This window comes from Bacillus sp. XF8, from assembly GCF_017498755.1.
Taxonomy (GTDB): Bacteria; Bacillota; Bacilli; order Bacillales; family Bacillaceae_G; genus Bacillus_A; species Bacillus_A bingmayongensis.
The window spans coordinates 1-23892 of sequence record NZ_JAGDQK010000037.1; the positions used below are offsets into that span (position 1 = coordinate 1).

The window sequence follows — 23892 nt, forward strand, 5'->3', positions numbered from 1 at the left end:
TCCAAAAAAGGCTTAACCATCGAGCTCCGATTGAATATCGAATCTCGATGGCTGCATAGTCTTTTTTTACAGCTGTCTACTTGACGGGGGTAAGACCAACCAGTCTGTCCAAAATCAAAAAAGTTCATCCACCAAGTGTTTGGGATTATAGCATAAAATACGATTCCATTGGGAATCTACTATTCTCCGTGTTATTCTTTATATATTTGCACCAGAACCGAAAATATAATTAAAATGTCAGCTACATGACTCCTCTTATCATCAAAATAAAAGGAATCAAAAATGCTACCACATTTAATATTATCCCAATTTTCGCTCCAGTATTTTTATCTACTTTATAGGACAAAACAGCTAAGATTAATCCAATTGGACAAAGCAATATAGGTAAAAAAATAGAGACTCCAAAAAAAACAGTTATAATAACTGTGTTTGTAACATTAACAATAAATAAAATCAATAAAACTGGTATTAAAATCGATATAATTGTACCTACTCTATTTTTTATCATAATATCCTCTTTTTTAATTTAAATAAAATATATTTATTACATAACAATATTTTTATCTATCCTTCAATATGTATCTTTGAAATATTATTTACTCATAAAACGCTAAAAATACTTTTTATTTTCCGTTATATGTAAGCCTGACATTCTGACCATGTAATTTTGAAAGGGTTTTAAATTGTATATTTTTCATCAAATGCAAGTTATAATTTTTTTTGAAGAGCGATCTGTAAGTCCCATTGAAATATGTGGTAACTTTGCATAGGCTAAGAAATGTATATTCGAAAAGAGATAATGCACTTAATAAAAGTGTTCTTATCTCTTTTTTACTTTATGTGGTGGCAAGTCATCGTATCAAGTTAAAACTTTAAAATACCATCATAATGAAAGTTTTTTGTCTCTTATAGTAACGAAGCCAAACAGATTCTATACTTCAATCTCTATTCTTACCTACCATTGTTAATGTAACGGGTTTATTCATCTTAATCCCTCCATGATAAATAAGAAAATACAAAAAGGGCTTCCCATCCAAAAAATGACGAGAAACCCCGTGGTGCCACCTTCATTAGTTGCTGTTTACAACTCACTTGTTCGTATCATTTTTAATACGGTTCTTTTGTAACGGAGGAACATCTGTCAAAGCCTACTCCTTCTGTTTCGGTTTGAAGCTCCAAAGCCCATTCCATATTCTTCACACATTGATTTTCACCAACCATCAGCTCTCTGGAGTGTTCCCAATATGTACTCTTCTTTGTCATCGCTGTTCACTTTTTTGAATTTATATGGTTTACTAATATTTTACATATTTTTTGTGAAATTTCAATCTTTAGAAAATCTATTATTCATTAACTTTGCCACAGAACCTACAAAACAGTTTCTTTCCTTATTGATATAAGGAAGTCTTAATTCAGTTTATGAACTGATATTTTGTTTTTCTAAAATTACTGGTTTTTGCTTCATACTTTGATGTATCATATTAAACAAAACAGAAGCCACAATTCCTATTGCTAGATATATAAACCAGCTCCAATAAATATGATTAAATTTATTTAACCAGGCTCCAAGATAATTTCCTAAGGATCCACCAAAGGCCCAACAAGCTTGAAACATTCCAAAAAACAACCCAGCAGGTTTGTTAGCACTAAATTGTGCCACTGTCATTTCAGCCCCTGGCAGTGTCAGTGTTTCTCCTAAAGTGTAAAGAAAAACACAAAATAGCATCCAATAAATAGATGGAACAAGAGGAATCATTCCGATTGCTGCTCCCATGATTAAAACGCCCAATTTCACCATAATCATAGGGTCTTGATTAATAAATAATTTTCTTAAAAAGAACATTAAGAGTAATCCTGAAACCCCATTGATTATAAAGATAGAACTTACCAATTGTTTATTTCCAGAGAGATCATATGCTTTAATTGGAAATGAAATGTTCAATTGAGCAAACATAATCCAAAATAAAGGCATTATACAAATAAATAGTACAAATAATTTATTGGAGACGCCAGCTTTCAAACTTGATAATATTTTTTGAGTATCCTTAATAGTTCTAGGATATTTACTACGATATATATAAAGAACAAAAGATAAAACTAACATAGCAATACCTGCAATAGTAAATGGATAAACTGGGTTAAACTTAACTAATACTGCTCCAACTAATGGACCGATAATTACTCCTGCATTAAGCATTTGGTTAAAGTAAGTAAATGTTTTTTTTCGAACCTCTTCTCTTTGTGATGTAAAAAAAGAAGTAACAGAAGGATCAAACAATGCTCCTCCAAATCCAATCAAAAATGCTGCAATGGTTACAGACCAGAAACTATTAGCGAAAATAAACGCCCCAAACCCTAATGCTCTTATTAGTACTCCTACAATTACATTTATCGTATGACTTACGCGATCACCCATAAAACCTGTCAATACCGGTAGTCCACGCTGTGAAACGAGAATTGTAGTTAAAATAGTCCCCACTTCCCAAGAAGTAAAGTGGAGATCATTTGTTAAATATAGTGCTAAAAAGGGCATAATCATAAAACTTCCTGTATTCATAAATAACACAGCTGTCAGTAATACCTTGATGGAAACAGGAATTTTTTCATTATTCATTTATTTTACCACCTTCCTTTTTTCATCTAAATTTCGTAGAAATTTCTCTCTTTTAACAACAGCTCTTTCATGAAGACCACTTAATATTTTAGAACTTTCATCAAATGCTTCTACTTCGAATAAAAGTTTATTTTTATTAACCTCGATTAATTTAGAATTAATTGTTATTTTTTCGTTAAGTAGGGATGGAGCTAAATGCTTCATCTCATAATGCCCCAGTCCTAGGGACATATAATTTTCCTCAATTTGATCTTTAATAGCGTCCATACATGATACTTCTGCTAACCAAAGTAAAACAGGTGTTGCTAGTACTTCTACATCATTTTCCCAATTGTTTGCTAAATCCTTTTCCTTAACTATATATTCATATTTACCCATAGAATCAATTTGAAAGTTCATATTCCATGTCCTCCTCTTTAGAAAGTTTATTTAATTGTTGGAAAATGTTAATCCTTTGAATATCACTTGTACCACCAGCTATTACAGTGCCGAATGCATCACAGAATTTACGGGATATTTCGCCTTTCATATATCCTTTATGTCCATGTAATCGAATAGCATTCTCAGTATTTTTGTATAAGCCTTCACTACCCACTAATTTTGCAAGAGAACACATCATAGATGCTTCGGGATCATCATTAATTAGTTTTTGAAGTGCGCCATACGAAGTCCAACGACTTGATTCCATATTAACTTTTATTTCAACAAGTAACCTTTGAATATATTGCTTATCAATAATTGGTGATTTAAAAGCAGTACGTTCTTTAGCATAATTCATACATTCTTCTAAAATATGCTCTGAGTAACCAGCGGAAATTAATCCATATAATAATCTATCTAGTGAGATCATGTTATAGAGTGTATTTAGACCATCACCTTTATCTCCAAGGATATTTTTTCCTTCAACCTTAACATTTGATAAGATAATATCGCCTGTTGGACTTGTATGATTCCCTAACATATCTTCTGCTGGTTCAAAACTTAAACCTTCATATTCTCTCTCAACAATAAACAATGTAATATCTTTTTCTCCGAGTTTTGGAATACGCCCAACAATAACCATAATGTCAGCTACAGGTGCATTTGTAATATGAGCTTTTCTACCATTTAAGAGATAGAAGTTATCATATTTTTCTGCAGATGTCTTAATTCTGGCTACATCTGAGCCTCCAGTTTGTTCAGTAATTGCAGTTGCACCTACAGAATAGTTCATTAGTTTCGGTAAAAATAATTTCTTTTGCTCTTCCGATCCATAATTTAATAAAACTCTTATACATCCAATGTGAGCAATTGTTGAGAGAAGAAACCCAAAATCTTTTGCAGTCTTAGATAACCCTTCTAAAGCTGCAGCAAATTCCCACCAACTCTGACCTAAGCCGCCATATTCTATTGGTACTGGGATACGCCATAGATTGGCATCCGAGACTTTTTTCCAACTTTCGAAGTCGAATTGATGATTCCAATAATTCTCTTCCGTTTTTTCAGATATTAAGTGGCCTAATTTTTTGAACTCCTCAATATATTTTAATTGTTTTTCATTCCAATTCATTTCCATTATTTATCCCCTCTTCTACTAAGTATTTTTCTAACATTGTCATTGATTTTGTTAATATATTAAATAATTCATCGATTTCCTCTTTTGATATGGTAAATGGTGGAGCAACTAAAAAAGCATCTCCTTCTGAATAATTAATCATATTTTTCACGGGATAAATTAATAATCCATTTTCTAAAGCAATATCCACTATAATATCCGCAATATTAAGACTTCTCGAAAAAGGGGTTCGTTTCTCTCTATTTGAAACTAATTCTACTCCCCACAATAGTCCTTTCCCTCTGACATCCCCAATACATTCAAATTTATTTTTTAATTCGTTTAATTTCTTACGGAAAATTTCTTCCTTATTTTTAACCTTTGTTATAAGGTCATTAGATTCTATATAATCTAAAACACCTAATGAAATAGCTGCTGATCCTGGATTTCCACTATAAGTATGTCCGTATACGGCTACTCCTGAACCTTCATTAATTGCATCATAAATTTTTTGATTAAACAGTACACCTGAAATTGGTGTATAGCCAGCGCTCATTCCTTTTCCTAAAGCTATGATGTCCGGTTCAACGTCCCAATTATTAATCCCAAACCATTCTCCAGTTCTTCCTAAACCTGTCATTACTTCATCGCAAATTAAGAGAATATCATGTTTATTACAAATTTCTCTAACAATCTCAAAGTAACCGTCTGAAGGTGTAATAGCTCCACCTGAAGCTCCTACAACAGGTTCCATAATAACTCCTGCAATTTTATGACTACCAATTTTATTAATTACAGTTTCTACAGCTCTTGCACATTCTAGATTACAAGTTTTGGGATCTTTAGAGAATGGACATCTGTAACAATATGGAGTTGGGATAGTTGGATTATATGTTAAGATTTCTTCAAATCTAATCCTTCGATCACTACCTGACATAGAAAGAGCACCTAGTGTTACGCCGTGATAACTAATTTTTCTTGATAGTATTATATTTTTATCTTTCTTTCCTAGCTCTTGCCAATATTGTATCGCTAGACGTAAAGCGGTTTCAGTTGCTTCAGAGCCACTATTAGAAAAGAAAATATGACTAAGATTGGGAGATAGATTTGTAATTCTTTTCCCTAAATCTTCTAAAGGTTGATTAGTGAACTGAGTTCTATAAGTAAATGCAATTTTAGAAAGTTGCTTATACCCTATTTCAGCTATTTCTTTAATACCATGGCCAATATTAGCAACTATAGCTCCTGAACAACCATCCATATATTTTTTGTTATTTTTATCATATATATAAATTCCTTCGCCATATTCCACAACTGGATATGATTTGTGCATAATTGGTTTTAAGACGGATGACGTTGAAATACTAGATATACTCATTAGAAAATATTCACTCCTGTATTATCGATTTATTCCTAAATAAAGGTCTGCTAATGCTGCTAATGCTAATAATTCATCACTTGCATCTTTATTCGAAACCAATATGCGCTCTTTAAAAGGGGGATATTTACCTTTTTCTACTTGAACTATTGGAATAGTTACATTATCTAATTCTATAGAATTAATTGCATGAATTTTGATGTTTTCTTTTTCTAAAACAGCAATATAGTCATTACTACTATATTTAATTACACAAAAGCAACCGCTTTCATTTTGTAAAATATTAATTAGCTGTTCTTCTATATCAACTTTAACAATTGCAACCACATTCAAACCCCCTACAGTAAGTAACAATGATAAATTCTTTACTTTTTACTTTATAAATTGATTTAGGAACTCTCTAAAATTATTTTCTAATTCATAAGCTCTCTCTCTAGTTTCTCCTACAACCATATACTCAATTGATTTACTTTGATTTTCATCATTTAACAACACTACACCCTCTTGATTTTTGGAAGCTAATAAATTATTGATTTTGAGCTCATTTAACAGTTCACCGAAGCTCTTGTTTCCAATATTTACTTTGTTTTGAGTTAATATTGTGTAGTTGTCTCCATAATTTTCACCATAAAAATTCTCAGCAACAACATGTACGTGTGTTGATCCACCTGTTCTTCCATTAATCTCAGAAATCATAACTTTTCCATCGCTGGTCAAAATACCGTCAATATTTATTAATCCTACATACCCTCTTTGCATAACAATTTCAGTAAGTTTTGTACAATTAGAAATAAATTCACCTATAGCATATGGCTTTAATGAAACAGTTGGAATTTCAAATCCGTTCCATACTGGCTCCATTCTCATGTCTCCAAAGTTTAGTAGGTAGGGTCTCAGAACGCCCTCTTTAACTTCTAACTCTGCATAAAATACAGAGATCGTTTCATAATAAGCCTCCACTACTAACTTTGTATTAAGTTCGCCAGTTAAATCATTCCAAATTTTCAGATAAATACCCTCTAGCTCATTCTCCTGTTCAATACATAAAGTTTTATATGCACCAGGAGATTCCGTTCTCTGATCGTATGTAATTACGATATTCCCTTGTCCACTGGCATTTGTATCCTGTTTTATAATAACTGATCCGGTTATAACTATTAGTTCTTTCAGAGCTTGATATAATTCGCTTGGTGTATAACAATTTAACCCTTCTGGAACAGGAATATTGTAAGCACCCGCAATTCTTCGATATTCAATTTTACTATTTAACACTTCAGATCCACCTTGACGGAAATAATCTAGAATATGAGGTTGGATTTTAACAGGTAAATTCTTTACCAATTGTGCTACAGCTCTATCAAAGAAATATGGGATTACGTCCCATGTTTTCCCTGACATAAGTGTTGTTAGTTGTGCTTTTAATATATGACTATTTAAAGTCTCGTAAGTTAATAATTCTTTATGATGAACATTTTCTGGTACTATGACATGCACATCTTCTTTTTGTAATCCTTTGATAGATAGTATATAAGTTAAAAATTCATCAGAAATTTGTTTAGGTAGTAATAAAATATCCCCTTTCTCTAATAACCAAGCCAAACGATAAGAAAAAGAAGACCACATCGAACCTGATTTTTCAGATAGCTTATCAGGTTCACCTACTAATGATTCAGCACCTACGTTACCAATAATTAGTTTAGGTAATTTACTAACAATTTGAGATTTTTCTTTTAAATTTTCAGCAACACTTAGTTCCATCATGTAACCTCCAGTATAGTTTTAAGTAAAACCCTTTATCCTTATAGATGGATTGTTAGTTTCACATACATAAACTTAAATTTATATTAATATTTTGTCAAGATTAAATTTTTAGAATTTTCACTTTTGTAAAGTTATATATAATACAATTTTCAAAAAGTGATTATTTGGGTTATTAGTTAGCATGTTTTTTGTTAACTCAAGAACGTGATAACACATAATATCGCCACCTTTAAAGTTTAACAATCAGTCGTTAACCACTATAAACCTTTAATGGTTAACATTTCTTTTATTATGTTACCAATGATTGTATAATAAAGTCAATATCAATTATTACGAGGTGAGTGAGATTGGTTAATAATCAATTAGCACCGGGGGAATTAGAGATTGTCCGTAGTTTCTTAAATACTTGGGAAATCCCAAATGATACACGTAAACCAACTGAACATTTAATTTCTGTAGAGGATGTGAAAAATTTTATTTTTAATCATTTTAGTAATGTTAATTTTTCAGGTGAACTGAAGGAGATTCATCAGTTCCGTAAAGATATTCGTGTATGTGTGGAAACAAATACTGTTGATAATTTAACAAAGTGGTTAACAAGTTACCCCCTAAAATTATCTATTTTAGATGTTGATAATATTCAATATGATTCTATTGAGAAACATAATTTTTTTAGTGAGATTTTGATAATTATCGTTAATAATATCGCTTTAAAACAGTGGAAACGCCTTAAAGCATGTCCAGATTGTAAATGGGTTTTTTATGATAATTCTCGAAATGGGACTAAACGTTGGTGTGGAATGTACGCTTCTAAGTCAAAGGGAAGATCATGTGGTACTATAGCGAAAGTACAACGCCATCGAAGAAAGCATAAAATTAATTGAGAAATATTAAGACATATTGAGAAATATTTATATTAATCTAATTTTTTGTTTTATTAATAATATATGAGATGGTAATAACTAATTTATTTTTATTATAATGAAAAAGTAGAATAACCCATTATTGATGATAGATAACGGGTTATTCTACTTTTGTTTTACAATATAAACAAGATTATATTGTAAAATTATCAGAAAAATCAGTATTTATTTTTCGTATCTTATTTTCTTGTATTTTGCATATAATCAAAAATGTACAACTCGTACTGGGACTCATGGTCACAGTACTTACATTTTATCTTTTTGTCTGTTTCACAAACATGCGGCACATTCAGTTTTTCGATGACTTTTAACACATGATCTTTGCAAACAAAATTTTCCATCAGAGTCTAAAAACGTTGTAATAACGCTACTAAATGATTGCTTTTTGAAAATTATGATAAAATTTTAGAAATTAAATGATTATTAACGTCTCACCGTTACCAAAAAATGTCGTTCAATCTCGTTATCAATAGCATTAAATCTTTAATGCTATATTTAATACCCTTTCGTTTATTTTACTTCTGCTGTATAATTTCCTGTTCCACCGCTGTATTTATATACAACTAAATAATATTTTCCTGGCTGTGCATAATAATTTCCAAATAATTTATTTCCTTCATGTTTTGTTGCATACGCAACATAGTTGTTAAGGTCTGACTCATGATGCAACACCCAGTTCAGCCCAAGGTTCTGTTCATTCGTGACAGTAATTTGTAAATCTTTCGGGTCTTTTACATCAATTACAAATCGATCAACTTGATCTTGATCACTTAGGCTACCTCGCAATAAGGTGTTCAGAGATAGCGGATTAGCTGTATTGAAGGAATCATTCGGTTCTTTTTCTACACTAGTATCTTCTTCAGTATTTACTCCACTAAATACAACATCATATTCAAATTGTCCAGCCGCATTGACACGGTAATTCACGAAATAAGCAGTTAATGTTTTGTATCCACTCCATTCTTTTTCTGAAAGATGTTTCAACATATCATTCGTTGCTTGGTTCATCGCTTTCCGGTCCTCATTTTCTCCTTTTGACACACTTCCTGTATATGTTCCTTGTAGTGTAAATGTATTAAAGAATTGTGATTTATTTTTTGTTACCTTCACATCTTTTAACCTCGCTTCATTGGTGATATCTACTGTAACATCTGAAAGCGGCTTTGGAGCGTGCTGTGCTAAATAATCATCTGATACTTGCGGAATTGTATACTTCTCACGATTGTCAATAAGCATTTGCATATAAGATTGGTAGTCTTCATTTAATTTATCATCCTTACTTAATGTAGAGCGGTACGCATCATAACCTGGTACATCATTTGCACGAATTAAATCATGCACTTTATCGAACATATCAGGGCGGTTATTATACATATAAGATTGCAATGCAAACGAATAGTTATAAAAATCCCACGTTCCATACTTTGCATTTAATGTTTGCTCTGCTGTGTACCGCTTAGCATGATCACTGGATAATCCACCAATTATACTTTTTCGCGGTACTACGCTATCTACACGAGTTGAACCTGCAAAGAATTCCGCATTTCCTTCTTCAAACCAAGTCAAACGTTCATTTTGATATAATTCTCCTTGTCCCCATAATCCTGGAACTTCATATCTTCCCTGTAAATAGTGTGTAAATTCATGACGGAATAACTCTTCTAAACTGTATATACTTTGCTGTGGTGTACGTTCATAAGTAAAGAAAGTTCCGATTCCTTCAATATAAATTCCACCATTATTCGTTTCATATCCGTACAATTGACGATTCAATTGATATTCATCCGGACTATTGTAAATGACCATTGTTATCACGTCATCAGCATGCCCACTTTCAAGCGCCTTATCACTACCAACTGTACGATAGAATTGAGATCGCACTTCTTTTGCCGCCCAATATAAACGTTTAATTCTTTCTTCGGTAACTTTATCTCCCGCTTTAAAAACAATTGTCCCATCATCAAATGTGTACGTTTTTGGCAAATATTTGTTCTTACCATCCTCTCTAATTTGATCTAAATTTACTGTTTTTCCATTCGCATCTACTCCACCATAATTTGTAACAATTTGTTCTGCCGCAACAAAATATTGCTGTCCCAAGTATGGATAAATCCGCATCGCTTCTGTAACAACTTGCTGTCCTTTTGTTGGTGTACTATGAAGCTTGCCAAAACGGCTAGCATAGTAAATTCCATTATTAATTAACCATCCATTTTTGTCTGTTACCGTACCAATGAGTGCAAAACGATTTATTTCATTAATAAAGCTATCAATGTTCCTATACCACATCGTATCTTTTGGTTCTTTACCCGTAGTATACATATACGACTGAACCTCATAATCAATTCCTTTCACTAAATTATATATAGCATCGCCTTTTGTATAGTCTTCAATGAAAGTTGCAAGATTATCGTTATACTGTTTGAAGATTTCACCCGCATATAAAAGTACTTCAACATCAGCTGATGCGTTTCCAATCAACATTCCATACGATGAAATAACTTTGTTTTGTTCTGTCGTACCAAGTTTAAAATTCGGATTCTTTGCGATTGTTTTTAAAGCTGGTAAACATTTATCATGATAGCTGCGCTCGTTTAGTTTGCTTAATTCCTGGTTATAAAAACCTAAATAAAATCCGGAGCGTAGAACTTCTACTAATGTCTCAACTCCTTTTGAATCATCTTTCGTATAAGCTTGCCCTTGTTCTGCCAGTTTATCAATAATAGCTTGCACCCGGCTATCATCTTGATAGAACTTGAGACTATCACTATTAAACTGAAATAAATCTGAAATTTGATACCATTTAATTGTAACAAGAAAATCAGTTAATTGTTTGTTGCTTAATTGATTTAATTCAGCCATTGAATATTTTCTTTCTTCAGCCAGTTGTTTAGCGTTCTCTTTCGGCATCGGTGGACGCTGTGATAAATCCGCTAACTTTAATCGTTTTGTAAAAGTTGCATTTTCTTGTACGTTCGAAGAATGTGCTAACTCATCAACAGATTTCTTTAATCCTACTGGCTCCATTTGTAATACATTCTTCGTAGTTTTCTCTTTTGTCTCTGCTTGAATTTGTAACCCATTACATGATATAGTAACAAGTCCAACACCAAGCATCAGTTTACAAAATTTAGAGTATTTAGCCATACTGTTTCCCCCTTTTTATAAACAGAAAATTCAGAAAAGTGATCGGGTTGTTTGATCTATCTTTATTAAGCGCCTTCTCCAATGATACTAGTAAAATTAGTGATATAATAACAAGTAATTTTTTACCATAAATAATCTATCATACTCTTTTCTTGAACTCTTCTCCCCTTCCTTTAATTAAATACAAGCAAAAACTGTACCAATTTTGTATCTAATGAATAGAATACTATCCTTCATTAATACTGTATAAAAATATATTCACAAGTAATTTAGATATTTATAAATTATTTGACACTATCCCCTTTATGACAACAGTTTGGTACAAAGTCTATTTTGTTTTCGTCTTAAGTTGATGGGCATGTATGGTGCCCGTGGCACTTACATTTTCGTTTCATTCCGCCTGCTTCTATGGCTAATTGATTAGGCGTAGCGGGAGACATATATCGATATAGCTCTTTGGCAAATAAAGAGAACACTTGTTTTGGTGCATATTCATAAAAAGCACGTCACCCTTTCTCATTAACATAAGAGAATAGTAACGTGCTTTTAACTTCAAAAATAGTTAAATGCTTAAGTCGATGGATGGGTGACGTGCCTCCTACCAGATAAAGTAAAAAACGTAACGTCCATTGATAAAAATTGAAGAAAAATATAATATATAAGGGGTTTGGAGTATTATTGCTGTTTCTGTTCCATTACTACACAACCCCATGTATCACAAGATCACAAAATTGTTTAACATAGCAAAAACTTAAGTTTGCCGTGTTTGTCCAAAAGCTTAAAAAAGAACCGATATTCTTTATTTTTGTGAAGTGACGGGTTGCATTGTTAATTCTTTTATTCCTTCTTTTAATGTGAAAGCATCTGTTCTTAATGTTTTCCAACTGTCTTTAGCTGTATTTAAATTAGGTAGTAAGAATTTAAATTTATTTTGATCAGCTTTTTGAGATGCATTCTCAATATGGCCCAGTACTCCCGAATACTGAGAATCTAAATCATGCCATTGGTCGGACATATAAGTAAGATTCTTAATAGCATTATCAATCACACTATGCATCTGGTCAATATTACTAAACGCAACTCCAATTACACGATTTAATGTTATTTTATAATCTACAGTCTGGCGTAATTGTGCTAATAACGGTTCTAAACTTGATAACTTACTTCTTGCATCACCTATCATTATACCACCAGCAATCACTGTGGGAAGAAAGGGGATTTTTACCATTGTCAATCCTTTAGATTCTATGCCTTTTTGATAGTTTATTTCCGCTAAAACTTCATTTAGACGCTTTTGATCGGCTTCAACATTAGCACCTTGGTTTTTTAAAATCGACTGCAAGAGATCTTTATTGCTTCCGAATGCTCTAACATCTTGTCCAATATCGTCTTTTAACTTAGTTAATTCTCGTATTAATTGTTGCGCATACTCTTCGTTTTGTTGAATTTCACCTCGTAAATCTGTAATCCCCTTTTTTAAAGTATCTCCATTCCCTGTATTAATTGCCTCTACTAATATTTCATAATAATTTTCAAATGTTGTATCGTATTCAATAATATCTGTCAATGTATTTAAAAGCTGTTTTTTTACTTGTTTATCCCATGTAACAGCATGTGCTCTTGCATTCTTTTGATCTTGTATAATTTTACCAGGTAAATTTGAATACCCATTTATAGTAATTCCTTCAAAATTCACATCTGGATTATTAATTAACAAATAGGAATAGTCATTCATAGATTTTGCAAATACCCCTGCATCTTGCAAAGCTTTTTTCATCTTTTCTTCATTTGCTGAAAGGGATGTATCTCCATTGTTAGTTTGTTGAATTTCACTTGCAAAAGCTGCTACTGGTGTGACTGCATAAGTCGTTATCATAGTTAAAAGCGTTGATACAGCGAGTAGTTTGTAAAAGTTTTTTTTCATCATTTCATATTCCCCTTATATAGGTTTTGATTGTAAGTTCATTTATTTCTTAAAAAGTGATACCTCTACGTCTCTATGAATATCATTCCAATTTTGTTTAGCAGCCTTTAAATTATCAGGTATTAAAGAAAGTTTACGTTCTTGTATTTGGTCGATATTATTATATAAATCTTTATAATTCGCACCTATTTTATTCCATTGTTGTTGAATATTTGTTAGAGGGTTTAACCCAATAAACATAAAAGTGAAAGGCGTAGTCTTTAATGAGACTCCGCCTGTTCGGTGTATAAAGAATTATTAATTGTGGTATAAATATTTAACAATACAATCCTAGATTCGCTATGTTTTAGGCAACTTTGCCACAGAACCAATATTCCCCTATTTTTGCTCAGTAACAGGTTCCACTTTTAATTCTTTTATTCCTTCTTTTAATGTGACCGCATCTGTTCTTAATGTTTTCCAACTGTCTTTAGCTGCATTCAAGTTAGGTTTTAAGAATTTAAATTTATTTTGATCAGCTTTTTGAGATGCATTCTCAATATGTCCCAGTACTCCCGAATATTGAGAATCTAAATCGTGCCATTGCGTGGACATATAAGTAAGAGCATTAATAGCATCATCAAGTGCCTTATGCATCTCACTAATATTATTGTAAGCAACTCCAACTACACGATTTAATGTTACTTTATAATCTACAGTCTGACGTAATTGTGCTAATAAAGGCTCTAACTGACCTAAATTATCTCTTGCCACACCCACTATTATACCGCCAATTATCGGTAGGCCCAAAATGGCACCCTTCATTACATTGAATCCATCAGATTCTAATTTTTTATAATAGTTTACTGAGTCTAAAACTTCCTTTAAACGCTTTTCATCGGCTTCAACATCAGCACCTTGGTTTTTTAGAATCGACTGCAAGAGATCTTTATTGCTTCCAAATGCTCTAACATCTTGTCCAATAGCGTCTCTTAATTTAGTTAATTCTCGTATTAATTGTTGTGCATACTGTTGGTTTTTTTGAATTTCACCTCGTAAATCTGTGATTCCTTCTTTTAAAGTATCTCCATCTCCTATATTAATCGCCTCTACTATTGTTTCATAATAATTGTCAAATGTTGTATCGTATTCAATAATGCCTGTTAATGTATCTAAAAGCTGTTTTTTTATTTGCGTATCCCATGTAACAGCATGCGCTCTTGCATTCTTTTGATCTTGTACAATTTTACCAGGTAAATCTGGATACCCATTAATGGTAATTCCTTCAAAGTTCACATCTGGATTCTTAATTAACATATAAGAATAGGCATTCATAGATTTTGCAAATAACCCAGCCTTTTGCAAGGTTTCTTTCATCTTCGCTTCATTTGCCGCAAGAGACGTCTCTCCATTGTTAGTTTGTTCAATTCCACTTGCAAAAGCTGTTACTGGTGAGACTACAGAAGTTGTTGTCAAGGTTAAAAATGCCGATGCAGCGAGTAGTTTGTATGGGATTTTTTTCATCATTTCATATTCCTCCTATATAGGCTTTGATTTTAAGTTCTATTCTTGTTTAAAAGCGATGTCTTTCGAAATGAATTCTGCATCCTTATGAATATCATTCCAACTTTGTTTAGCAGCCTTTAAATCATCAGGTATTAAAGAAAGTTTATGGTCTTGCATTTGGTCGATATTATCATATAAATCCTTATAATTTGCACCCATTTTATTCCATTGTTGTTGAATATTCGTTAGAGACATTATCGCTTGATCCACTGTCTGATACAGATATGTCAAAGTGTCTTTCGCACTAGTAAGCGAAATAACTGCTTGGTTAGCAAGATCGGCTTTCGTACTTAATTCTCCGATTTTCTTAGAAATTTCGTTATAGGAATTCATATGATTAGACGCCGTGACACCAGCTGCTGTTCCTAAACCGATACCAGCTGCACCGAGCGCCGAAAGGCCACCAATAACAGCCGGTGTTGCCGTACCGCCAGTCACAACAATTACTACCGCTCCTGCAATAGCTCCAATAACTAAAATGGCTGCTCCTAGTCCACCACCAATTGACCATGCTAATACATTGTCAAAATGTTCTTTCTGAGTAGAATGTAGCTTCTCAATTTCAGCTTGAAGTTGTGGAATCAGTGCTTGTTTTCCCGCTAATATTGCCGTTAATCCACCCTTTCCATCTGGGCCACCAACATTGTTTTTAAAATCTGTAGTATTTGTATACAGTTTTGTTTTGAAAGCTTCTAACATCTTAATCACTTCTGTAACTTCTTTTGAATTTGTATCAATTGTACTGATTAAATCATGTACGCCCTCTTTTAGACCTGCCTTATCTTTCTTTTGTACAGTGTCTACTAATGTATCGTAATAATTTTTAAATTGTTCATCGTAATTTACAATATTACGAGCTGTTTTTTGAATCTGGGGTTTCGCTGTATCTAACCAATAATTCGCATTGATTCGAGACAGTTCCTGATTAAGGTGAATATTTTTAATTAATTCTCCCCCTTCCGAACCTAAATCAATATTAGATAAATTTACATTCGGTTGTTTAATCATTGTTTTTGCGTACAAATCCATTACAAGAATATGAGATCCTGTTTCAGCCAATGCTTTCTTCAGTCCTTCGGGCCCTAATGCATAATTCCCTATTTTCTGTTCTTGAGCGGTCTGTTCTTGTGCAAATGCATGAATAGTGTTGCCGGTAGTAGCAGTTAAAACCGTTGCCAGAGTGGCCAAAGTCAACACTTTGAATGGGAATTTCTTCATATTAATTCTCCTCCCTATTTTTTGATAGAGTATTATAATCTTAACTTTCTGAATTCTTAACATTAAAATTTATTAACTTGTTCTTCAAGTTGACTTATTACATTTTTTAATCGTCTTAATGTATCCTTTTTAGACTGGTCGTTAGTAGTATCAACATTAGTAGATAAATTTGTAATACTATTTTTGATTAGATCCAAATCTTCTTTATAACGTTTCATTAGGTCAAGTTCTACGTCCACTTGATTTGCAAACGTGTGCAAATCATTTTGCATAATAAGAAGCATTGATTTTTGTAAATCTGCTATTTTTAGGTTCTTTGTTAAATCATAAAATTTTTGGTTTTGTATCTCTAAATCGGCTAAATGTGCTCGTTGCTCTGCTGTTAGTTTATTTACTTCAGCGAAGGCACTATATGCTTTTTTAATTTTTTCAGAATCAATAACTTTCGTAAGGTCATACTCCTTCGTTTGTGCAGCAGCAGCAGCAGCTATTTCACCTTGTCTGCTTTTCTCAATTGCTTCACGAGCTGCTTTTTTAGCAGATTCAATCTCTAGAGCGGATTTACCCTGTTCTTTCGCTTCTTGCTCTGCTTTTTTCTCTGCTTCTAAAATAGAGTTGTTAATTTCCTTTCCTTTGTTAACTGCCGCCAACGCTGTTTGAGCAGCAGGTTCAATGATATCTTTTGAAAGATTATAGACCTCTTTGAATATAACAAACCCTTGTTCATTTAAAGCTCCTGGTAATAATGCTATTTGTTGTAAATCATTTTGAATTGATTTTTGTGTATTTAGTAATTCATTTTTTAGTTGGTCAATTTTCCCTGTTCCATCTGAACTCAGCACACCCTGCGCTTTTGTCACATCAGTATCGAGATCTTTAAGTTTTTTATCAAGCTGTAATTTAAGATCTGTTAATTCATTAATCTGACGTTGTACGTTTTCTTGGTTCGTCATAGCCATTTCTTGCAGAACTTCTAGTCTATCCAAAAACCCCTCTTTATCTTCTTTATTGTCTACAAACGCTTTTAATGTTGGATAATAGCTATTAAATTTAGTTACAAATCCTTTACTTTTTGAATTTAATAGAATTAAATTTGGATAAAGTTCCGATGACCATTCTTTCATATCTTGCTTGATTAGGAATTGGTTTGTATTTAAAGCTGGAACTTCCTCTAGTTGTACATTCGGGCTCATTAAAGCTTGATCTATATATGTTTGGATTAATTTCGATTGTGCACCTAATTTTCGTAATGATGAAGAAATATCCGTGTTTTCCTGTTGAGCTTCTGCTTGAACGATTGGTGTTGCGAGAGTATTGATAGGAATAGTCGCTCCAGTTACAATTGATGTTATTAAAAATCCTGTAATTATTTTATTTTTCATTCCGTACACCTCTTCACTATTGTCTGTTTACAATCTTATTCATACATCTTGAATACCCTAACGCTAGGTTCTTTTCTTGCACACTACCCTTGAGGAAGGAGAATTCTTTCGGATAGGGTGTTAAACTTTCGTTATTATTTACTTCTCATAGAATGTAAGGACCTTACTTTTCCCTCGAAATAAAATAAGATCATTTTTGCTTTGTAGAGACTTAGCATTCCATTTTTTGTGAATGCGATGCTTTTTTGATACTAGATTATTACTACTTGGAATTAACTGAGTATTAAGAAATTTTTTTTCGACATAATGTTACTTGTAGATTTATTATACTTTTATTAGTACAATCTTCTCCTCCCTTTATTGGTCATACCAATTATGCCTTTATTAAAACATTAAACTTTCAATGCGTAAATAGTAGAATTTTGTCGAATGTATTCAGTAATTTAATTATTACGTATTAATGTGATTGAAAATATTATACTTATAAAATTATTCTTTAATATCATTTGAGTAATTATAATAGTTACAACTTGATATATCCAATTAAAAAATAACTATTTTAATCTAAAAGCAATATTTAATTATTGCTTAATATAATTTAATCACACTCTGCATAGCAATCGCCCTTATTTAGATATGCAAAATTACATATCCGAATAAAGACTTAAATAAGGTGTGCTCTTATAAATAGCTAGCATGGTCTAAATCCTTAAGTTGATGGATGTGTGGCGGTACCCCATCGCTATCAAGCTAAGGTTGCGCCAGGAAAGTTTCAGAAGAATTCCCCCTTTTTTATAGGGGATTAGTGTAAACTATTTAAAAATTGGCATACGAAATAAAGCCTAACGGAATCGTATCTTATGCTGCAAGTCCTTATTTTTTCTATCCTCCAAACCCATAAACCAAAAATCTCTCATTCCCATTCCTCTCATAAGCCCCAGGTAACCTGACTTCCTCCTTCAACTCAAATGCCGTTTGATTCTCTAAGAAAAAGATATAATCCTCCGAAGGATAATACAAAATAAGTTCAATAACTCTTTCTACTTCTTCCACTGAAAGCAATATATTATTTACCACATTCATAAACACCTGAACTGAAAACGGGTTAAAGAAATAAAACCGATTATCACGCGGGTCAATCTCATACTCTTGTGCTAAGCAACATTGAAATTGAATTTTATCTTTACTGTTTCTCGATTTTCTCGCATAACGTTCACGATTTTCCATCGCTTCTTCGTAAAACGTCTCATTCATTTCTATTCCAACGGCTGAAGCACCACATGCATGATGAATATAGAAATTCAGCCGTCCTTTTCCGCATCCAAAGTCAACAACTCGGTCACTACCTTTTAATTCATATTGATTGAATAATGTTTCTAATGCGCTATATGGGGTTGGTTCATAACGATGATAGTGTAACGACTTGTTGAATCCTTTTTGGTCTCCTACTGTTTTTATGTTCAGCACTGCATCATAATATTGTTCGTTCATTGATTTTCTCCTACTAAGAAATGATACTTTTTATTATACACTACTAGAAAATCCCACAAAAAAAGCCTGATAAAATCAGGCTTTTACTTTAAACCAATATTATTTTAAAGCTTTCAACACAGTTTGCTTCATTATTTCTACCCCATCCATTATACAAGCGTGATCAAACTTCATATAAGGATGGTGTAACCCAGGCTTTAAATTTGCTCCTAATCCTAACATAACAGCTTTTAAGTGCGGTCTTTTGACCGTATAGTAATGAAAATCATCACTTCCTGTAGTCAAAAGTGGCGGTGTACAGCCTTCCTCTCCATATATTTCAAGAATCCCTTTACGCATGAGTTGTTCTGCTTCTTCCGATACCTCTGCCCCAGGTGCAATATCAACCCATTCGTAAGAAATTTTCGTTCCCATTGATTCAGCTGATTGAATGACATGTTCTATCTTTTTCATTAACTCTTCTAGCAATGCATTACTCTCAGCTCTCACGTCTAAACCGAATTGTCCATTCCCTGGAATGATATTTAAATTGTCTCCACCAGCTTGGCATTTCGTCATTTTGACAGAGTATGATTTTTGTGGTGAGAACCAAATGTTTTTTAATCCGATATTAATCATAGAGATGACATCAATGGCATTCACACCTTGATGTGGACGTGCCCCATGCGCGTCATCCCCATGTATATTAGCTTTTAAAAACCCTGCTGCCCCGTGTCTAATTGATGGCGCAGCTTGTTTTAAAGGTAATTCTTCAATTGGGCGTAAATGAACACCAAATAAAAAATCAGCGTCATCTACAGCACCTTTCTCCACCATCTTTAGAGCACCATTTCCTTTTTCTTCTGCAGGCTGGAAAATAAATCGGACAGTTCCTCTTTCCCAATTCGTATTTTTCAGCTGTAAAATAAGTCCCATCGCAATCGTCATATGAGCATCATGACCACAAGAATGATTCGCTTTGTACTCCCCATCTACTTCTTGCCATAATGCATCCATGTCCGCACGAATCGCGATAACCGGTTTTCCCTTTCCCATTTCAGCTATTATTCCAGGACAATCATCAAATACTTTATATGAAACTTCTTCTTTTTCTAGAAATTTAGTAATATAAGCCGTTGTATTATATTCTTTCCAACTTACTTCAGGGTTCTCATGTAAATACTGAAAAATTCCGTTTAAACGATCTTGAAGCTCTATTGTTTTCAATTTCCCTTTCTCCTTCCTAAATTCGAAGCAGTTTTCTCATTTATAAAAATCCTATTTCGAAAAACATATTGAATATTCACATAAATGTCAAGACATTGTCCCTGCATTTTTTTTGAAATATAATAAGGTAATCAACATTAGAATTCTGAAAATTCTTTTTTAAAATCACTCATTACTAGCTTTAACTCCTTATGAATATATGTAACTTTAAATCTATGATACAAAGGACGTGGATTATACAATGAAAATTACAGCTATTCATCTTTATGCAATTCGTTTACCACTTCGCAATCCATTTATTATTAGCTATGGCTCTTATCATGATATGCCTTCCATTATTGTAAAAATCGAAACAGATGAGGGTATTATTGGTTACGGTGAAGGCGTCGCTGATGATCACGTGACAGGCGAATCATGGGAAAGTACTTTCCATGTTTTAAAACATACGTTAGCTCCGGCCCTAATCGGTGTAAATCCAATGAATATCGAAAAAGTACATGACATAATGAATCAAACTATCTATGGAGTTCCTACCGCAAAAGCTGCAATTGATATTGCTTGCTTTGATGTAATGGGTAAAAAGGTAAATCAACCTGTTTATCAATTAATTGGTGGTCGCTATCATGAAGAGTTTCCCATTACTCATGTTTTAAGCATCGCTTCTCCAGAGGATATGGCAGAAGAAGCTGCTTCCATGATAAATAAAGGGTATCGATCCTTTAAAATGAAGGTTGGAACAGATGTCAAAAAAGATGTTGAGAGAATTGAAGCTGTGCGTGAACGAGTAGGGAATGATATCGCAATTCGCGTGGATGTAAATCAAGGCTGGAAAAATAGTGCTAATACGCTAACTGCATTACGCTCACTCGGACATTTGAACATTGACTGGATTGAACAACCTGTTATAGCTGACGATATTGATGCAATGGCCTTTATTCGCTCCAAAACAGACCTTTCTCTTATGATTGACGAAGGATTAAAAGGCTCACGTGAAATGCGCCAAATTATTCAAATGCAGGCATCTGATAAAGTGAACATTAAGTTAATGAAATGCGGCGGAATATACCCTGCTGTCAAATTAGCTCATCAAGCCGAAATGGCCGGAATTGAATGCCAAATTGGTTCCATGGTCGAATCATCCATTGCTTCTTCTGCAGGCTTCCATGTTGCTTTTTCGAAAAAAATCATTACAAGCGTTGAACTAACAGGACCATTAAAATTCACAAAAGATGTCGGTAACCTTTCCTATGATGTACCTTTTATTCGCCTAACAGAAAAGCCAGGATTAGGCGTTGATGTTAATGAAGATATACTAAATGAATTAACCGTTTTTCAAGACGTTGTTCGCTAAAGGAGGGCCACCGCATGAACATTCTTTATGAAGGAACATTAAAACAAAACGAGCAAATATTCAAAGTCGCACCATTATCTTTCGATTACATCGAGCAAATCCTATCATTACAGAATATTGTAATTGAAGCATTAGAAAATAAGGATAGCTTGCAACCTCTTACGTTAGAAGAATATCAGTATATATTAAAAGGTAATGGCATGATGATTGGTGCATTTATAGAGCAGGAACTGATTGCATTTCGTGCACTCTTAGTTCCGCCTGTCGATGACGAACATTTAGGGTTTGATATTGGTTTAACTGAGAATGACTTAGACCGTGTTATTTATCAAGAAATCTCAAATGTTCATCCAAAGTGCCGCGGGAACGGAATGCAAAAAATATTGGCGAAAGTGATTATGGAGCAATTAATACAATCAGACAGTAAATACGATTATGTTTGTTGTACAGTTGCCCCGTTTAACATTCCTAGTTTAAAAGATAAATTTGCGCAAGGGATGGAGATTGCTGCGTTGAAGAAGAAGTATGGTGGTAGTATGCGATATGTTTTTGTGAAGGAGTTGCGTAAAGATAAAGAAAGAGATTGGACGGATGTTAAAAGCGTTCCGATGAGTAATACTAGTGAACAGCAGGCGTTACTTACAGAGGGGTATCGTGGATATGAAATGGAGAAAATAGATGAGAATTTTATTGTGAAGTTTGGACAATAACCCATATACAAAAAAGAACCCTGATAAATTAGGGTTCTACTTTATTTTAAGCCACATACTCTACATGTCCAGAGTAATAGTAACCGCTACTAAACAGTCATCTTCCAACTTGATAACGCTAACCAGTTTTCCATTTCCTTATAATCAGGCATTATCTTCCCAACAAGACGCCAAAAAGAGCGATCATGATTTAGATGGATCATATGGCACATTTCGTGAACGACTACATAGTCAATCACCCTCTGTGGTGCCATTGCCAGCTTCCAATTAAATGTTAATTGTAGATTTGAATCACAAGTTCCCCATGTACGGTTACTATCTGAAATACGAATGGAACGCGGTTTTGTTTTAAAGTTACTTTGATAAGATTTGATACTCTTCTCTACCAACGCTTTACACTGCTTATAATAAAACCTTTTTAAAGCTTGTTTTATCTTCTCATCTTCAAGCTCTTTCACATATATATGCAGCTTATCTCCTTCAAACACTGCATTATCTTGCCCAACACTTGCATCTTGAGAGATTTGTATCGGATATGTGTTCCCTAAATATAGAAAGCTCTCGCCTTGATTATAAGCCTTATCCTGCGGCCCAAGCATTCTCTCCTTCATTTCCTTACGTGTTTTCTGAATCCAATCCCATTTCTCCTCTAACAATTGGAGGACGTATTCAACTGGCGTACCTTTAGGAGCTTGTACTTCAACATTTCCATAAGAATCTATATAAATACGTACAGATTTTTTCTTCTTGTAATTTATATGAAAATGAATCGTTTCACCTAAATATGTATGTATCATTTCATCACCTAGAGTATTCGTTCATGTTATTTTTCATAATGCATTATACTACAAATGATTAAAAAAATAAGAGTAGGATACAAACCTCCTACTCCATCTATTGTATCGTTTACTTTCTTAACATGAATACATATATGCATTCACCACGCACATACATGTAACGCTAATTAGTTACAATGCTTGTTGCTTTAAGATAAAATTCCTTATCCTCTATATTTTACAGCTAATCCCTTTAAGAAATTCCTTGCGTATCTATCGCCGCACTCTTTATAATTTTTATGGCCTTTTTTTCTTAATAGAGCGCCTAATTCTCCTTTGGTTACCTTAACTCCTACTCCGTCTAATATATCAAGCACATCCTCACTCGTTAATGATAGTGCTATTTTCAATTTCTTTAAAAGAAGGTTATTGGCACTTTCATTACTCTGTAAAGGTACCGCTTGTCCCGCCGATTGCCCTGGTTTCGGATCTTGTTTTCCTCTTTTAAAAGTAATAAAGCCATTCAAAAATGACTCTAACATCATATTATCGCATGTTATTACGTAATCATTTTCAACTACATCTCCGTCATTGTCAGCTTCATCCTGGGGACTTTTCTTTAATTTTGTAAGCATCTCAACTACTTCTTCTTTCGTTACTTCAATGCCACCAAGTTTAAATATCTCTACCATATCTGTATCTTTTATATCCATAGCATATCTTACTCTCTTTAATATATCGTTGTTGCTCATAGCCATTGTTATTCCTCCTAAAATATTGATTGTTTATCCAGCAGTTAAAGTGTATTCTCTAACATACTATAAACTCTCGTGTTAAATATAATCATATTATCAAGAATCACCCTTAAGATTATATCCCTGTCACTTTTAAACTAATGTCTGCTAAATTAATACTTTAACATTTTAAAGCCG

At 33.2% G+C, this 23892-nt stretch carries 19 protein-coding genes and 1 other annotated feature; of the genes, 3 read left to right on the plus strand and 16 right to left on the minus strand.

Going from position 1 to position 23892, the window contains the following annotated elements; genetic code table 11:
• Nucleotides 1-241: 241 nt before the first annotated feature.
• The 7 genes from J4P91_RS21235 to J4P91_RS21265 all read right to left on the minus strand — a co-directional run bounded on the left by J4P91_RS21235 (nucleotide 242) and on the right by J4P91_RS21265 (nucleotide 7284).
• Nucleotides 242-511 carry a hypothetical protein gene (locus tag J4P91_RS21235; protein WP_207995777.1) on the minus strand — a complete coding sequence of 90 codons (270 nt, stop codon included), beginning with the start codon at nucleotides 509-511 and terminating at the stop codon, nucleotides 242-244.
• Nucleotides 512-1036: 525 nt separating this feature from the next.
• Nucleotides 1037-1272 (minus strand) — a binding site (T-box leader).
• Nucleotides 1273-1417: 145 nt separating this feature from the next.
• Entirely contained in the window at nucleotides 1418-2614 is a 1197-nt protein-coding gene (locus J4P91_RS21240; RefSeq protein WP_207995726.1) for an MFS transporter, read from the minus strand.
• Nucleotides 2615-3013 (minus strand): thioesterase family protein, encoded by a 399-nt coding sequence (locus J4P91_RS21245; RefSeq protein ID WP_207995727.1) that lies wholly within the window; start codon nucleotides 3011-3013, stop codon nucleotides 2615-2617.
• The gene (locus J4P91_RS21250) at nucleotides 2997-4169 is read right to left on the minus strand and encodes an acyl-CoA dehydrogenase family protein (protein WP_207995729.1); all 1173 of its coding nucleotides are present in this window, start codon (nucleotides 4167-4169) and stop codon (nucleotides 2997-2999) included. The genes J4P91_RS21245 and J4P91_RS21250 overlap by 17 nt, the downstream gene beginning before the upstream one ends.
• On the minus strand, nucleotides 4150-5526 hold the full coding sequence (locus tag J4P91_RS21255) for an aspartate aminotransferase family protein (RefSeq protein ID WP_207995732.1): 1377 nt from the start codon (nucleotides 5524-5526) through the stop codon (nucleotides 4150-4152). Before J4P91_RS21255 ends, J4P91_RS21250 begins: the two co-directional genes overlap by 20 nt.
• A 21-nt stretch (nucleotides 5527-5547) precedes the next feature.
• Nucleotides 5548-5853: a hypothetical protein gene (locus J4P91_RS21260; RefSeq protein ID WP_207995733.1), complete on the minus strand. Its 306-nt coding sequence runs from the start codon at nucleotides 5851-5853 to the stop codon at nucleotides 5548-5550.
• Nucleotides 5854-5898: 45 nt separating this feature from the next.
• Entirely contained in the window at nucleotides 5899-7284 is a 1386-nt protein-coding gene (locus J4P91_RS21265) for a preATP grasp domain-containing protein (protein WP_207995734.1), read from the minus strand.
• 350 nt (nucleotides 7285-7634) lie between these two features.
• Between J4P91_RS21265 and J4P91_RS21270 the strand changes: the two genes are divergently transcribed.
• Nucleotides 7635-8171 carry a CGNR zinc finger domain-containing protein gene (locus J4P91_RS21270; RefSeq protein WP_207995735.1) on the plus strand — a complete coding sequence of 179 codons (537 nt, stop codon included), beginning with the start codon at nucleotides 7635-7637 and terminating at the stop codon, nucleotides 8169-8171.
• Between the two features lie 549 nt (nucleotides 8172-8720).
• Here the strand turns inward: J4P91_RS21270 and colA are convergent.
• From colA to J4P91_RS21305, 7 genes are all read right to left on the minus strand, one after another.
• Nucleotides 8721-11357, minus strand: a complete 2637-nt coding sequence (gene colA, locus J4P91_RS21275; RefSeq protein ID WP_207995736.1) for a collagenase ColA — start codon at nucleotides 11355-11357, stop codon at nucleotides 8721-8723.
• 799 nt (nucleotides 11358-12156) lie between these two features.
• Complete coding sequence (locus J4P91_RS21280) at nucleotides 12157-13284, minus strand: ClyA family alpha-helical pore-forming toxin (RefSeq protein ID WP_207995737.1); 1128 nt, start codon at nucleotides 13282-13284, stop codon at nucleotides 12157-12159.
• A gap of 375 nt (nucleotides 13285-13659) precedes the next feature.
• Nucleotides 13660-14787 (minus strand): hemolysin BL binding component B, encoded by a 1128-nt coding sequence (hblA, locus tag J4P91_RS21285; RefSeq protein WP_207995738.1) that lies wholly within the window; start codon nucleotides 14785-14787, stop codon nucleotides 13660-13662.
• A gap of 36 nt (nucleotides 14788-14823) precedes the next feature.
• Nucleotides 14824-16044, minus strand: coding sequence for a hemolysin BL lytic component L1 (gene hblD, locus J4P91_RS21290; protein WP_207995739.1), 1221 nt, complete (start codon nucleotides 16042-16044; stop codon nucleotides 14824-14826).
• A 62-nt stretch (nucleotides 16045-16106) separates the two neighbouring features.
• Complete coding sequence (gene hblC, locus J4P91_RS21295) at nucleotides 16107-17426, minus strand: hemolysin BL lytic component L2 (RefSeq protein WP_207995740.1); 1320 nt, start codon at nucleotides 17424-17426, stop codon at nucleotides 16107-16109.
• An 882-nt stretch (nucleotides 17427-18308) separates the two neighbouring features.
• On the minus strand, nucleotides 18309-18917 hold the full coding sequence (locus J4P91_RS21300) for a class I SAM-dependent methyltransferase (RefSeq protein ID WP_207995741.1): 609 nt from the start codon (nucleotides 18915-18917) through the stop codon (nucleotides 18309-18311).
• 99 nt (nucleotides 18918-19016) lie between these two features.
• On the minus strand, nucleotides 19017-20123 hold the full coding sequence (locus tag J4P91_RS21305; protein WP_207995742.1) for a M20 peptidase aminoacylase family protein: 1107 nt from the start codon (nucleotides 20121-20123) through the stop codon (nucleotides 19017-19019).
• 241 nt (nucleotides 20124-20364) lie between these two features.
• Between J4P91_RS21305 and J4P91_RS21310 the strand changes: the two genes are divergently transcribed.
• Nucleotides 20365-21474: a mandelate racemase/muconate lactonizing enzyme family protein gene (locus J4P91_RS21310; RefSeq protein ID WP_207995743.1), complete on the plus strand. Its 1110-nt coding sequence runs from the start codon at nucleotides 20365-20367 to the stop codon at nucleotides 21472-21474.
• 14 nt (nucleotides 21475-21488) lie between these two features.
• Nucleotides 21489-22184, plus strand: a complete 696-nt coding sequence (locus J4P91_RS21315) for a GNAT family N-acetyltransferase (protein WP_207995744.1) — start codon at nucleotides 21489-21491, stop codon at nucleotides 22182-22184.
• Between the two features lie 89 nt (nucleotides 22185-22273).
• Here the strand turns inward: J4P91_RS21315 and J4P91_RS21320 are convergent, their stop codons facing one another.
• Together J4P91_RS21320 and J4P91_RS21325 are read right to left on the minus strand one after the other, a co-directional pair.
• A complete protein-coding gene (locus J4P91_RS21320) occupies nucleotides 22274-22981 on the minus strand; it encodes a M48 family metallopeptidase (RefSeq protein WP_207995745.1) in 708 nt (235 codons plus the stop codon).
• A 203-nt stretch (nucleotides 22982-23184) separates the two neighbouring features.
• Complete coding sequence (locus J4P91_RS21325) at nucleotides 23185-23718, minus strand: YehS family protein (protein WP_207995746.1); 534 nt, start codon at nucleotides 23716-23718, stop codon at nucleotides 23185-23187.
• Nucleotides 23719-23892 lie beyond the last annotated feature (174 nt).

What these genes read in the sequence shown, in the direction of transcription:
- J4P91_RS21245 (WP_207995727.1), bottom strand. Translation starts at nt 3,013, where the DNA reads ATGAACTTTCAAATTGATTCTATGGGTAAATATGAATATATAGTTAAG.
- hblA (WP_207995738.1), bottom strand. Translation starts at nt 14,787, where the DNA reads ATGATGAAAAAAATCCCATACAAACTACTCGCTGCATCGGCATTTTTA.
- J4P91_RS21320 (WP_207995745.1), bottom strand. Translation starts at nt 22,981, where the DNA reads ATGATACATACATATTTAGGTGAAACGATTCATTTTCATATAAATTAC.
- J4P91_RS21255 (WP_207995732.1), bottom strand. Translation starts at nt 5,526, where the DNA reads ATGAGTATATCTAGTATTTCAACGTCATCCGTCTTAAAACCAATTATG.
- hblD (WP_207995739.1), bottom strand. Translation starts at nt 16,044, where the DNA reads ATGAAGAAATTCCCATTCAAAGTGTTGACTTTGGCCACTCTGGCAACG.
- J4P91_RS21300 (WP_207995741.1), bottom strand. Translation starts at nt 18,917, where the DNA reads ATGAACGAACAATATTATGATGCAGTGCTGAACATAAAAACAGTAGGA.
- J4P91_RS21265 (WP_207995734.1), bottom strand. Translation starts at nt 7,284, where the DNA reads ATGGAACTAAGTGTTGCTGAAAATTTAAAAGAAAAATCTCAAATTGTT.
- colA (WP_207995736.1), bottom strand. Translation starts at nt 11,357, where the DNA reads ATGGCTAAATACTCTAAATTTTGTAAACTGATGCTTGGTGTTGGACTT.
- J4P91_RS21240 (WP_207995726.1), bottom strand. Translation starts at nt 2,614, where the DNA reads ATGAATAATGAAAAAATTCCTGTTTCCATCAAGGTATTACTGACAGCT.
- J4P91_RS21325 (WP_207995746.1), bottom strand. Translation starts at nt 23,718, where the DNA reads ATGGCTATGAGCAACAACGATATATTAAAGAGAGTAAGATATGCTATG.
- J4P91_RS21310 (WP_207995743.1), top strand. Translation starts at nt 20,365, where the DNA reads ATGAAAATTACAGCTATTCATCTTTATGCAATTCGTTTACCACTTCGC.
- J4P91_RS21250 (WP_207995729.1), bottom strand. Translation starts at nt 4,169, where the DNA reads ATGGAAATGAATTGGAATGAAAAACAATTAAAATATATTGAGGAGTTC.
- J4P91_RS21315 (WP_207995744.1), top strand. Translation starts at nt 21,489, where the DNA reads ATGAACATTCTTTATGAAGGAACATTAAAACAAAACGAGCAAATATTC.
- hblC (WP_207995740.1), bottom strand. Translation starts at nt 17,426, where the DNA reads ATGAAAAATAAAATAATTACAGGATTTTTAATAACATCAATTGTAACT.
- J4P91_RS21280 (WP_207995737.1), bottom strand. Translation starts at nt 13,284, where the DNA reads ATGATGAAAAAAAACTTTTACAAACTACTCGCTGTATCAACGCTTTTA.